Here is a 12,733-nt window from a genome sequence, read left to right as displayed (position 1 = left end):
GGTGGCCTGGCCGCCGTTGTAGAGGACGGTGAGGTCGTCCTTGCCGTCTCCGTTGTGGTCGCCCGAGACCGGCTTGCTCTTGCTCCAGTCGAAGGAGCCCGAGCTGGTCCAGGAGGTGGTGGGGTTGTTGAACGCGGTGCCGTTGCTGGTGAACGTGAAGGCGAGGGAGACGTACTTGCCGTCGGTGGCCTGGCCGCCGTTGTAGAGGACGGTGAGGTCGTCCTTGCCGTCTCCGTTGTGGTCGCCCGAGACCGGCTTGCTCTTGCTCCAGTCGAAGGAACCCGAACTGGTCCAGGTCTGCTTGGGGGCGGCGAAGCCGCTGCCGTTGCTGGTGAACGTGAACACGGTGGAGCGGTACTTGCCGTCGGTGGCCTGGCCGCCGTTGTAGAGGACGGCGAGGTCGTCCTTCCCATCCCCGTTGTAGTCACCGGAGGTGAGCTTGCTGGCGGCTGCGCTGAAGGATCCGGTGCTGGCCCAGACCTTCTTGGGCTCGGCGAAACCGGTGCCGTTGCTGTAGAACGCGAAGAGTGAGGACCGGTGCTTGCCGTCGTCGCCGGTGCCGTTGTTGTAGAAGGCGGCGATGTCCACCTTGCCGTCCGCGTTGAAGTCCCCGGAAGCCACCTGCGGGTCCTGCGGCAGATTGCGGATCTGCTGCACCCAGTCGGTGATGTCGTCAGCGCGGGCTCCCACCGCGTCGGCCTGTGTCTCATCCTCGCCAAGGCATCCGCCCTGGCGGGACCGGCTGCCAATAGCCACGAGGGCCGGCTTGTCGTTCTCGGTGCGCAGTGCGGGTGCGCCGGCGTCGCCCTTGCAGAGGGTCGTTTCTGCCGGGGCTTTCGCGGTGAGGTCGATGCCCGTCGCCGAGATTGCTCCGGCTGAGACGGTGGCGGTGTGGAGCTTGGTCGGTGCCCATTCGTCGATGGTCCGGCCGTAGCCGGCGACGGTGAGTTCCTCGCCGGTGGCCGCTGCCGTCCCCGAGATCGCCACCGGCGTGACGTCGAAGGCGGGCTGGTCCAGCTGCACCAGCGCAAGGTCGCGTTCGGGCCGCGGTACCAGGTAGGAGATGGTGCTGGTGTGGGTTCCGGCGGAGCCCAGGTCGGACCCGCCGAGCGTGATGGTGGCCTTGTCCTTGGGGGCGCCTGGCGCAAGCTCGATGCTTTCGGCGGGGTTGTCGGCGAAGCAGCTCTTGGCAGTGACCGCCCAGCGCGGGTCGACGAGAACCGCGGTGCACGCGCGGGTGTCCCCGATGCGGAGCTTTCCTGTGAACGCGTGTGTGGTGTCTCCGGCCGGCGGCGGGGTGGTCGCGGGTGCGTTCGTCCCGGTGACTCGCATCTCCAGCAGGACAGCCTGCTTGGGATCAGATATGTCGGCCTCGCCGAAGCCCTTTGAGGTGTCGCGGGGGACTGTCAGGTTCTCGGTGGTGCCGTCGATCGAGACGTTTGCTTTGATGTCCCGGTCGTAGGTCTCGATGCGGTAGGCGCGGGGGATGCTGACGCTCAGGTAGCCGGTGTCTGCGGCTGCGAAGCAGATCCTGGACTCGTCGGTCTTCAGGTTCCGTGCCCACACCTTGATCTGGTAAGTGCCCGAGCACGAGGTCACGGTGATGTTGCCGTCGCCTGCGATCAGATCGGCGCCGGTCAGTTCGAGGATGTCGGCACGGTAAGGGTAGGCGCCGTCCTCAACGGCGTATGGGGTGCCGGTATCGGCCGGTGCCTCACCAGCTGCGGCGGCCAGAGGCGTGGGCGCCCCTACGGCGACGGCGATCGCTGCGGCCGTCACGGGCATCCATCTGTGTATGTGCACTGATGTTTTCGCTTTCCAAGACGAAACCCCCTGCGAGTGCCGGAGGGTTCAAACCGAATCGGGTGACCGTGCCGAGTACGGCATGCGGTCGTGTTCGCCTGGGGAGGCCGCCGGGTCAATATAGCCACAGGTCCTGGACGCAGCGGCATGGCCCGGTGCCTGGCCTGGCAGATGAGACGTGACCTGTCACGTTTGGATCACGTTCGGCTATTGGTGCACAACCATGTGTCCCTCGAGTGGATCTTCCACAGGAAATACACAACAAGGTCGTGCCAGGTCCGAGGACTTGGGTGGGGTCTGCCGCATTCAGCCTGGGGAGGCCGAAGCACAGAAGGCGGCAGGCCCTGTTCGGCGCGCTTGACCGAAGGAGCACTGCAGCCCGGGCGTTCTGGCTTGTGTGCCCTTCGGTCCTCACCAGGTGAAGGAACGAATCAGTGCGTCAGTTTGCAGGCCTTGAGCGTAAGGGGAGGGGATTCCGGTGGGTCGGCAGGTCAGCCCGCGGGCTCCTGCCCCTGGCTCTCGTGGCCACCCTCCTTTCGGCGGCGCCAGTCGGCGCCGAGGATCTACCCGTGCCCCCGCTCTCCGACCGGGCCCAGGCGCTGGATGCGTGGAAGTCTTCTGGACCGGCGGTCAAGGCTGCTGCGGAAGAGGCCCTCACGGGCACCGACCAGCAGGTCCGGGAGTACTTGGAAAGCGGCCAGAAGGTGGCGGAGGAGCTGGATCTGCGGGAAGCCGCGCTCACGCTCGTCACCGAGGCCGGACCGGGGGTGAGCGAAGCCGCCGCCAACGCGCTCAAGGGGACCCCGGAAGAGCTGGCTGCGTTCATGAAGGACGGCTGGAAACAGCCGTTGGAGGACGATCAGAGGGTGGCCGCCGCTAGTGCCACCGAAGCCGGTGGGGCGGGTCTGCGTGAGGCCGGCGACGCGGCGATGAACGGGACCATCGACGACGTCCGTGCCTTCCTGAACGAAGGCCAGTACAAGCGCCGCGACGACGACGCCCGGGTCCGTGTGGCGCAGATCGAAATGACAGGGGGGCCCGCTACCAAGCGGGCCGCGACCGCCGCGCTCAACGCGGGCATCGGCGAGGTGCGCGACTTCCTCGCCTACGGGCAGTACATCACCCGCGCCCAGGATCAGGAACACGCCAGCATCAGCGACTTGGCTGAGCAGACCTCCGACGCCGCGTCGGCTGCCGACAAGGCCAAGTCCAGTGCGGAAGCGCAGTCCAAGAAGGCTGTGACCGCCGCCGGCCTGGCGAAGAAGGAGGCCGCGACGGCGGCGGCCGAGACCTTGGCCGCGAAGAACGACGCGGACAAGGCCGAGGATGCTGCGCGCCGGGCGGCCGAAGCCTCCCGCCGTGCCGCCGCTGCGGCGAAGACCGCCATCTCGGCAGCCCGCGCCGCCAACGCCGCCGCACAGACCGCGATCGCCGCTGCGGCCAACGCCTCCACCGCAGCTCAGCGTGCCTCCCAGGCCGCCAGCAAGGCGTGGTCGGCCGCAGCATCGGGCAAGGTCAACGAGCAGGCAGCCGCAGACGCGCTGAAGGCCGCCACCGACGCCGAAAAGATTGCCAACACCCTCGACGCGATGCTGAAGACGGCAAAGGCGGCGAAGGACGCGCTTACCGCTTCGCTCGGGGCCATCGACGACATGCACGCGGCGGCGGCGAGCGCGAACGCCGCCGCAGGACATGCGGCTCAGGCCGGTGCCAGTGCGGGCCAGGCCAAGGAGGCAGCCGCCGCAGCTGAGCGTCACGCCGCAGAGGCCAGACGGGCCTCCCTGGCAGCGCAGGCCCACGCGGACGATGCCATTGTCGCCGCCACCGAGGCCCGCGACTTTGCACGTTCCTCGGCTGCCCATGCTCGCAAGGCCGCGGAAGCGGCACGCAAGGCGAACGAGCACGCCGGCGATGCCCAGGCCGCAGCCAACCAGGCGAAGATCAACGCCGCCGAGGCGCTGAAGGCTGCCCAGGCGGCCACCACCGCGGTAACCAAGGCCCAGGAGATCCAGGCCACCACCCGCAAGGGCGAGGCGAATGAGATCGCCGCCCGTACGACCCTGCTGGTCAACGAGGCCCGCGATGCCAAGGAGTCCGTCGACGCGGCCAAGGCCGAGGTCGTCAAGGCGAAGCAGGAAGCGCTCCAGCTCCAGACGGACTTCGACACCCTCGCGGTCCAGGCCGCCAAGCCGGACGCACAACCCGCAGAGGTCGCAGCCGCCGGCCGCCGGATGGCGATGACGGCGCTGCAGATCCGCGGCCCGTGGAGCCGCGCCGCTGCCGAGAGCGCCCTCGTCGGCGACGACGACGCCGTGCTCGTATATGCGCGCACGAGCTGGAAGCTGGCCGAGGAGGAAGACGAACGGGAAGCCGTCGACGTCCTCGCCCAGCAGTCCGCATACGAGGATGTCCGCACGGCGGCGACCGCCGCCCTCGCCGGTACCCCGGCCCAGGTCCACACCTTCCTCACCACCGGCCAGTACCAGGCGGCAGCCCCCGACAACCGCATCGAGGTGGCCCGTCTTGCAGAGGCCGGTGCAGTGGGAGTCAAGGAAGCCGCCCAAGCCGCGCTCGACAACCCCGACCCCAAGGCCCTCGACACCTTCCTCCAGCGGGGCCTGCACCAGGCGCGGATCGAGGACTACCGCGTCGAAGCAGCCCAGCTCGCCGAAGGCGGGGGGCCGGAGGTCAAGGCAGCAGCCGAAGCCGCCCTCGCCAGCCCCGACACCCACCTGATCGACTTCATCACCTCAGGCCGGCACAAGGCCATCCGGCGCGACCAGCTCAACGCCGCACACGTTGAGCAGATCCAGACCATCATCGCCACGGCCGGCGCCACCGCCGCCCTCGCCTACCAGTCCGCCCACGACGCGGCCAAAGCCGCCGAAACGGCTCAAGGCCACGCGGATCTCGCCGCAGGCCACGCACAAAAGGCCACCGAATACGCCGCCGAGGCCGCCGACCACGCCGACAGGGCGCTGAAGGCCGCCGACCGCGCCAGCGCCTCGGCCCGTTCCGCGAGCGCTTCCGCCGCCGCCGCCCAGAAGGCCGAGGACGAAGCCGCTGGCAGCGCCCGCAAGGCCAGGAACGCGGCGATATCCGCCGAGGCCAGCTACGGCGCCGCCCAGGGGTATGCCACAAGCGCCTTCCAGGCAGCGGAACAGGCCCGGCAGTCCGCCCTCAACGCTGGCCAAAGCGCCACCGAGGCCTACGCAAAGTACCGCTCCACGGTTGACCGATACCAGACAGAGCGCTACGAGGCGGAGCAACAAGCGCTTCAGGACCAGAGACAGGCCGACCACGAGGCCTCGCTCCAGCAGGACGCCGACGCGGACGGATCCTCCGGGGCCTTCACTCTGCTCCAAGGGCTCATCGGCAGCGATGTTCCCCCCGGCATGAGCCTCAAGGACTTCATCCACCTCAGGCTGGACATGTTGGGTCTGATCCCCTTCCTCGGGGAGCCTGCCGACGCTGTCAACTGCATCGCCTACGGAGTGGAATCCGGCCTCAACAAGTACGGAGTGGGCGAGAAGGACGCATGGAAGGATGCCCTCCTCTCCTGCGCGTCCATGCTCCCGATCGCAGGCTGGGCCGCCGCACCGATCAAGTCCACGCGGTGGTTGGAGAAATACGGGGGGAAAACCAGCGAGATCTTCGAGGCGCTCGGCAACCTCTTCAAGCGGAACCCGTGCAGCCCGAAGCACAGTTTCCCTGCAGGGACCCCAGTGCTCATGGCGGATGGATCTCATCTGCCTATTGAGCGGGTGCGCAGAGGTGACCTGGTGCGTTCCACCGATCCGCTCTCGGGTGAATCAGGTCCGCGCCGCGTCATGGCCACGATCTATACGCCGGACGACCGGGAGTTCACTGGCATCACGCTGAACGGTGCCACGGGGCCGGGCGCGCTGACGGCCACCGATCACCACCCGTTCTGGACTCCTGAGACGCAGAGCTGGACCAATGCGGGACAGCTCAAAGCCGGCGACGGCCTTCGCGTCGCAGACGGCACATCTGTAAGGATCACTCAGATCCGGCGATGGAACGAACTCCAGCCGGCATACAACCTGACCGTCGCGGACCTGCAGACGTACTATGTACTGGCGGGCAGAACCCCCGTTCTTGTCCACAACAGCCGGTGTCTGACCGGTGACGTTGTCGGGCCTCAGGGAGAAACCCTATGGCTTCCCAAGGGGCGAAAGGCTGTTGCCGAGGCAGACAACGGGAAGGGGTGGTTCTTTGACATCAAACCGTCAGAAGCCAAGGGTGCTGGGTTGCACCGCAGCGTGAGATATGTCCGGGTCATGGATCCAGTTACCAACGGACCGTATCCATATCCTAAGGGATACATAACCTACGCCAACGAGCTAGGCCAGTTCATACATCCGATCACCGGCAAAACTGTCGGTAAAAAAGACCCGTATTGGCACATACCAATTCCATGATCACTGTAGAAGATCTCTTCGTGTCACAGGTTTACTCTCAGGCTCCCGAGGCCATCGGCTGGGATCCCCTGAAAGAGCAGGACGCTCTGCATGACACGCAGCTCCTCGATTGCCGGGTGTCTCCGACTTCGAATCGTGCGGCGCTGCTCTTCGACATGCGTACCGCGTCGAATTATCCGACGGGCAACGCTGCTCTTCTCGTGGTTACGGGGCTGAAATCGTTCAGCTGGAGCGGAGCGCCGCAGGAGCATGGGTTGATGGCGTTCTCGGTGATGTCCAGCCACCCTTCCGCGAATGTCGACGGCGGCTTGCTGCTGGGGCTGAAGTTCTTCCCTGATGGCGAACATTCTGTGTGCGGAAATCGGATGGACTTCTACCTCCTGGAAGCCCACGGCCTACCTGAAGCGCCGCCGAGCTACCTCGGACGCTCTCTCGATCAGGTTCGGCGCGAGCTTCCGTCGTGGAGTCACCCCTGCACAGTCCTGCAGTCGGTGACCATGGCAGGCAGGTGACATAAGGCCGTGGCCGAAGCGGCTCGTCCGGGTATCCCCCGAGCGAGCCGAATCCGAATTTTAGCTGAATGAGATTCACGTGCTGTTCGCAGCATTGGTTTCCGCCCCATTCCTGGTGCCCTCCGAGGAGATGCTCTGTGAAGGAATCGGCTTATTTGGAGAGCAGGCATTTGCCTTGACTTGCGAGTTGGTGAGTGCCATCGAGGCAACGTCTGACGGGATCGGAGAGTCTTCCGGAAGTATTTAATGGAAAGACTCTTCCAAGCAATATGAAGCCCTGCCAGATCGTTTCTGGCAGGGCTTCCGTGCATCATGAGCAGGGGCAAGACGAGGCAGTTGACGCAATACAGGGGACGGTGAGGTCGTAGCCGGTGACGGCGTGCACGGCGATCAGCTACGCCCTCATCGACACAGCCGACGTCGCGCCCACCGTCGGCTAGTGACAACCGGCCAGTTAGCTTTGGGGACACGACAGCAGTTCCTATCCCTGCAGCGTGCTGCCGTTTGAGGTCGAGCAGCGGTTCGAGACCTGAGGAGGGCTGGCAGGGGGCAACTTACGGAGTCGGGCCTGCGGGCGGAGGGTTTACGAAAGTTGAGCTTGCTATGAGCGAACTGGCAGCCAACGTGCTCGGCTTGTGGGGAGGGGTGTTGCGGCCACGTCCGTGCTTGAAGTGGCGAGCGAGTGTCTGCGGATCGAGCTGCACGACAAGAGTTTTCGTGTGCCAGTCCTTGGGGCGATGGCTTGTGTGGAAGAGGAGTGCGGACGGGGTTTGCATTCGCTGGTTGGCATGGCTGTCGGCTGGGGCACCATCCTGACTGCGAGAGGTAAAGCCGTTTGGTGTGAGCTGTCGGCGGAGCCGCGCTGCCGGCACCACCCCACGACCTCCGCCGGCGTGGCCCGATCCGCCGGGTCGGCGGCCAGGCAGGGGGCGAACAGAGGACGCAGCAACGGGGTCAGGAGGGACAGGTCGGGGTTCGGAGTGCACGATCCGGTACAGCACGTTGACGGCCGGACCGTCGCCGTAGAGCGGCCTGCCCAGCACCGCGAACGTCTCCGTCTGGGCGAGCGCGAAGACGTCGGCCGCCGCCGTGATGGGGCCTTGACCCCGAATCCTGAACACGGGTTATGCGGCTGCTGCCAGCGTAGTTGGCGGGTGTTGGAGGGCGTTCTCGAAGGCGATCGGTGATCGTTGTCCGAGATGGGAGTGTCGGCGTCGGGTGTTGTAGCGGTGGAGCCATCGGAAGGCGTCGAGTCGGGCCTCGCGCTCGTTGGGCCAGCTCTTTCGCCCTTGCAGGGTTTGGCGTTTGAACGTCGCGTTGAAGGATTCGGCGAGGGCGTTGTCGGCGCTGGACCCGACCGCGCTCATGCTCCGTCGGACCCCTGCTGACCTGCAGGCTTCAGCGAATATCCTGCTCGTGTACTGGGCTCCGTGGTCAGTGTGCATGATCGATCCGGCGAGGCTGCCTCGGGTGCGGATCGCCGCGGCCAGGGCGTCGGTGACGAGGTCCGTGCGCGTGTGGTCGGCGACCGCCCAGCTGGCCAGACGTCGCGATGCGAGGTCGATGACGGTCGCCAGGTAGCAGAAATTCCCGCCCTCGACGGGCAGGTAGGTGATGTCGCCGACGTATTTCGTGTTCGGAGCCTGGGCGGTGAAGTCGTGGCCGATCATGTCGGGCGCTTTGGCCGCGGCCGGATTTGCGAGGGTGGTGCGGTGCCGGCGGCGCAACCGGACCCCTTCGATCCCGGACGCCCGCGTGATCCTGGCGACGCGTTTGTGATTGACCGCCTCTCCGCTCGTCTCGCGGAGCTCGGCGGTGATCCTCGGGGCTCCATAGGTGCCGTCCGATTCCTGATGCCGGCCCGTATCCGGGCGGCCAGCTTCGCGTCGGCCGCCTGCCGGGCGGCCCGGTCCGCAGCCGTCCGGCGCCAGTAGTAGAAGCTCGAGCGGGCGACACCGAGGATGCTGCAGAGCCGCTTCACGCCGTAACGGCGCTGGAGGTCGGCGACGTCTCCGGGTTGATCCCCAGATCGGCGGCGACCGACCTGACCGTCTCTTCCGGCCGAGACTCGTACAGTGCGACCGCATCCGCCTTGAAGGCCCGTCAGCCCGAGCTATCGGCACGGCCCTGTCCGGACGTCCGGCTACGTCGGCACTGCGCGACCGGGGCAGGCCCGGAGTCAGGTGTGGCTATTCGGGCGCTGCAGGAAGGCCACAAAACCTGTCCACGCGTTGTGGTGGAGGGAGACACGAGGCCCCGGCGGCCGCTTCGAGTCCCGCACTGCGACGGACGTACCCAGGTCCGCGACCTCAACGCACTCCGTGCCGCTGCCACCACTGTACGACGACTTGAACCACCGTGCGTCCTCGCGTTCCATCACAGCTCCTCGCAGACTCGGTTGAGAAGTGCGGCAGACGACCGGAGGTCCAGGGCCTGTGCACGCAGGTACTCGAACGCCAACTTATAGCGTTTGAGTTCCTGGGGCTTCTCCATGAACAGGCCACCGCCGATGATGTCCACGTAGATCACGTCGAGTTCAGGTGTCGCACCGCCGAGAATCACGAAACTGCCGACCGCCGCGGCATGCGCCCCAGCGGCGAACGGGAGTATTTGGATCGTGATGTGAGGCTTCGTGGACTGGTCCGCCAGATGCTGCAACTGTTGGCGCATCACGGTCCGGCCACCGACCATGCGGCGGATCACGGCCTCGTCGATCACCGCCCAGATGTGCGGCGGTTCGTCGCGGGCGAGGAGCTCCTGGCGCTTCATGCGGATGTCGACCATGTGGTCGATCTCCTGGTCGGTGCATCTCAACTCCGAGGCCCGGTGCACCGCCTCTGCGTACGCGCGGGTCTGGAGCAGCCCCGGGACGTACATACAGGCGTAGTGGCCTTCGCTCACCACCTCGTCCTCAAGGGTCAGCATGAGGTTCATGGACTCGGGGATCGGGTCGGCAAGGGAGCGCCACCAGCCCTGGATGCGCGCCCCCTTGGCCAGCTCGACCAGCGACGTGCGCTCTTCGTCCGAAGCGTCGTACTCGCGGCACAGGGCGTCCACCGCAGGCCATTTGACCGTGCCCTCTTTGGTCTCGTACCGACTCAGGGTCGCTTTGGAGACGCCGACCCGAGCGCCGGCATCTTCCAACGTGAGGCCCTTCGCCTCCCGGAGGCGGCGTAGGTCCGCGCCGAGCTGTCGCCTTCGGGTGGTGGGTCCAACTGCCATGTCTCCGGCCCTTCGCCTCGATCTCTCAGAGAGTGCACGGTGCTGTGTTCGCCGGGCAAGGCAGCGCACTACGGGGGCGTGCGGCGGCGCTCCGCGCTTCCGGCGACGCGAGATGAGAGTTCCATATTGAGAGTTTCACTGTCACTGTATTGAACAACTTGGGCACAGAGGGTGACTGTCGAGCGATGGGAGCGGTGATGGGCATGGTGGGATGCCGGTTCGGGGTCGAGAGGAAGCGGTGGGAGTTGCCGTTCTCGGCGGACGCTCAAGAACTTGCCGGAATTCGCCGACTGATGCGATTCCGTCTCGAACTCTGGGGTCTGCCCGCGGTTGTTCACCCTGCGCAGGTATGCGTGACAGAGCTGGTCGCCAACGTCATCAAGCACGTGGGAGCCGGTACGCCGACCTGTCTTGCGGTCTCGATGAACGGTGACCTTCTCCGTATCGAGGTGACGGACCCGGACGGAAAGGCGCTGCCGACTCCTGTCCGGGCCACGGACGAGACCGAGCAAGGGCGGGGCATGCACCTTGTGAACGGTATGGCGGTTCGTTGGGGTGTAGTCCTGCGTGGAGCCTCCAAGATCACCTGGTGCGAGCTTGCCACCGGGCTGCGCTCGATCGACGACCATGTGGACGGACCACAGGTGGCGAAGGCCGAAGCGCTGCTTGGGCTTTGCGTCATCGGCGCACGGTCGAAGCATTCCCGTCCAGGGCTCCGGAGCCTGGCCGAGGCGGAGGAGGTGGCGATCGATCTGATCGCCGACCTCCTCCACTGGCTCCAGGCACACGGCCTCGACCCGGACGCTGCCCTGGATCGAGCACAGTCGTACGTCGACTCCGATCTGAGAGAGGCCCGCTGAATGCGAAAGTGCGGCGGATCGGTCAGGCCGACAACGCCGCGCTGAAGAAACCTATGGAAGGGTCCTCCGGCGTTCCGACCAGGGCGGCGCGGTCGAGCAAAATGTTGTTGTTCTCGCAGCTCGTCTCGGGGAGGAGCAGGCAGGCGTGGCAGGCGGCCATGTTCAAGCTGTCCGCGCCGCTCGCCTCGGACTCCATGCACAACGGGTCGTTCGAGCACCAGCTCGCCCTGTGCAGGGCGGTCCGGAGGGAGGCCGCGAGGCGTTCCGGTTCACCCTGTGCGACGACTCCGCCGAGACTCCCGGCGGAATCACTGGTGGCCGTGTAGATCAGCACGCCGGCCATGTCCTCGTCGCTGTAGAGCCGCTCACGCAGGGATGCGGCCGGGTAGCCGCCATCCAGGCTCCATTCGTTGATCAGCACGTGGGCCAAGGCATGCAGAAGGAGGAAGCGTGGGGTGGCGGGTGAGGGCGGAACCGGCTTGTCCGAGTCGCCCGCCCGTGCCGACAACAACTTGTCGTGATTCTCGCGGATCCGGGCGGCGCGTCGGACCTGTTCCGGTTGCTCCTCCCAGACACGAAGACGTTCCGGGTCGAGGCGAATGAACACCCCCTCTCCGCTTACTTCGAAGGCAGGAAGCCAACTCGGCTTCGCAGGTGAGATCGCGGCCTCGCGCATGGGCGAGTCCGCAGGACTCGGTTCCTCCACACGCCGGAACGACTGCAACGCCCGTACCTCACGCAGTCGCTTGACCAGCATCACCTGGGCCAGCCCGTGGGACGAGCGCAGAGCGTCGAGCGACGTGGTCGGAGGCTCGCAGACGAACTCCTGGTCCTCCTCGGCCACTTCGGGGTGCGGTTTGGACAGGCTTCGGTACTCACCCTCGTAAAGCTCCCGCCGATAGTCGACGGCGCGCTTCCCGGCCTCCGTGCTACCGACCGGTTCCGTGGAGTGGGACTCGGCCGCACGCCTCTGCGCGACCTCGGCGACCACATCGTCCTCGGTGTAACTCGGGTGGTGACGCAGCAACTTCACGATGCGCACGTACGACTTGATGGAGGCGGGATCCTCGTCCTTGAGGGCTTCGTAGAAGGGCGCGACGAGTTTGGCGATGCCCTGACTCCACGGTGGGATGGACAGGGCCGAATACATGACCGGGAACCAGACCGACGAGGAACCTCGCTGGAGTGTCCTCGGTGGTTCCTGGCAGCTCTCCGCAGGAGCGTCCTTGAGCCAGGGACGACGCCCACCGCACCGGATGCCCAGGTCCCGGAGGGCCTGGCGTCGGAACGACCCCTCCATGGAAACCTCCTCCACCCCGCAGGTGCAACCGATCAACACGGCACGGAGCGAGGCGGTGGTGCCGTCGGACCGGAACGTCAGCTGGCCTCCGCAAGCCCCGGAACTCACCCGGTTACCCCGGTGCACCCATTTCCAATAGGGAAAGTCCTCCAGATGCCCGTGCGTGCAAGCAATCACGAATCGGGACGGGACCAGACTCTCCTGGCAGGTGGAGCATTCGGCCCGTCCGGACGGGGAGTTGAACCTGCGGAACGGCTGCAACTGATGGCAATGAGGGCATGAGTACATCTCCGGGAAGCGCACTGCTCGTACGCCGTCCCGTGCCGAGTCGGGATCGGGAGCCGGCGGCATCCGGAATCCGGAGACACCCAGCTGGCGGGCCAGTCTGGGTTCCGAGATGAAGGGCGCATCGGAGATGTCCCACGAGTCGATGCCGCGGATGAGGAACGACTCGTTCTCCACCGCGATCATGGCTCCGACGCCGTATGTCGTGATGAGCTGGGCGCGTCGGATCTCACCGAGCTTGCGGGCGGCGCGGGCCGGAGCGGACGGGAGGCCGCGGCGACGGGTGCGGGGCGGGACGGGACCCAAGGT

General features: G+C 66.4%; 7 protein-coding genes and 2 pseudogenes. 3 read left to right on the top strand and 6 right to left on the bottom strand.

What is annotated here, in order from left to right:
• Nucleotides 1–1,779: FG-GAP-like repeat-containing protein (locus tag ABZS61_RS19560; RefSeq protein WP_356422337.1), on the bottom strand; the 1,779-nt coding region annotated here is incomplete at its 3' end.
• A 593-nt stretch (nt 1,780–2,372) separates the two neighbouring features.
• On the opposite strand from ABZS61_RS19560, the gene ABZS61_RS19555 reads away from it, so the two are divergent.
• Together ABZS61_RS19555 and ABZS61_RS19550 are read left to right on the top strand one after the other, a co-directional pair.
• Nucleotides 2,373–6,245, top strand: a complete 3,873-nt coding sequence (locus ABZS61_RS19555) for a polymorphic toxin-type HINT domain-containing protein (RefSeq protein WP_356422334.1) — start codon at nt 2,373–2,375, stop codon at nt 6,243–6,245.
• Nucleotides 6,242–6,757 carry a hypothetical protein gene (locus ABZS61_RS19550; RefSeq protein ID WP_356422331.1) on the top strand — a complete coding sequence of 172 codons (516 nt, stop codon included), beginning with the start codon at nt 6,242–6,244 and terminating at the stop codon, nt 6,755–6,757. Before ABZS61_RS19555 ends, ABZS61_RS19550 begins: the two co-directional genes overlap by 4 nt.
• 856 nt (nt 6,758–7,613) lie before the next feature.
• Here ABZS61_RS19550 and ABZS61_RS19545 read toward each other — a convergent pair.
• From ABZS61_RS19545 to ABZS61_RS19530, 4 genes and pseudogenes are all read right to left on the bottom strand, one after another.
• A pseudogene (locus ABZS61_RS19545) lies at nt 7,614–7,857 on the bottom strand (serine/threonine protein kinase); the annotation flags it as partial.
• 24 nt (nt 7,858–7,881) lie between these two features.
• A pseudogene (locus tag ABZS61_RS19540) lies at nt 7,882–8,738 on the bottom strand (IS3 family transposase); the annotation flags it as partial.
• Nucleotides 8,739–8,936: 198 nt separating this feature from the next.
• Nucleotides 8,937–9,134, bottom strand: a complete 198-nt coding sequence (locus ABZS61_RS19535; RefSeq protein WP_356422328.1) for a DUF397 domain-containing protein — start codon at nt 9,132–9,134, stop codon at nt 8,937–8,939.
• Nucleotides 9,134–9,979 carry a helix-turn-helix transcriptional regulator gene (locus ABZS61_RS19530; RefSeq protein ID WP_356422325.1) on the bottom strand — a complete coding sequence of 282 codons (846 nt, stop codon included), beginning with the start codon at nt 9,977–9,979 and terminating at the stop codon, nt 9,134–9,136. The genes ABZS61_RS19535 and ABZS61_RS19530 overlap by 1 nt, the downstream gene beginning before the upstream one ends.
• Nucleotides 9,980–10,332: 353 nt before the next feature.
• Between ABZS61_RS19530 and ABZS61_RS19525 the strand changes: the two genes are divergently transcribed.
• Nucleotides 10,333–10,839: an ATP-binding protein gene (locus ABZS61_RS19525; protein ID WP_356422322.1), complete on the top strand. Its 507-nt coding sequence runs from the start codon at nt 10,333–10,335 to the stop codon at nt 10,837–10,839.
• A gap of 22 nt (nt 10,840–10,861) precedes the next feature.
• Here ABZS61_RS19525 and ABZS61_RS19520 read toward each other — a convergent pair whose 3' ends face one another.
• Entirely contained in the window at nt 10,862–12,730 is a 1,869-nt protein-coding gene (locus ABZS61_RS19520) for a DUF1998 domain-containing protein (protein ID WP_356422319.1), read from the bottom strand.
• Nucleotides 12,731–12,733 lie beyond the last annotated feature (3 nt).

This window comes from Streptomyces sp. NPDC005566, from assembly GCF_040605575.1.
GTDB lineage: Bacteria > Actinomycetota > Actinomycetes > Streptomycetales > Streptomycetaceae > Streptomyces.
The sequence above is the reverse complement of the archived record's forward strand: the minus strand, read 5'-3'. Positions and strand labels throughout refer to the sequence as shown.

Excerpts from the sequence above, each read along its gene's own strand:
- ABZS61_RS19550 (WP_356422331.1), top strand. The coding sequence starts at position 6,242 with ATGATCACTGTAGAAGATCTCTTCGTGTCACAGGTTTACTCTCAGGCT.
- ABZS61_RS19535 (WP_356422328.1), bottom strand. The coding sequence starts at position 9,134 with ATGGAACGCGAGGACGCACGGTGGTTCAAGTCGTCGTACAGTGGTGGC.
- ABZS61_RS19530 (WP_356422325.1), bottom strand. The coding sequence starts at position 9,979 with ATGGCAGTTGGACCCACCACCCGAAGGCGACAGCTCGGCGCGGACCTA.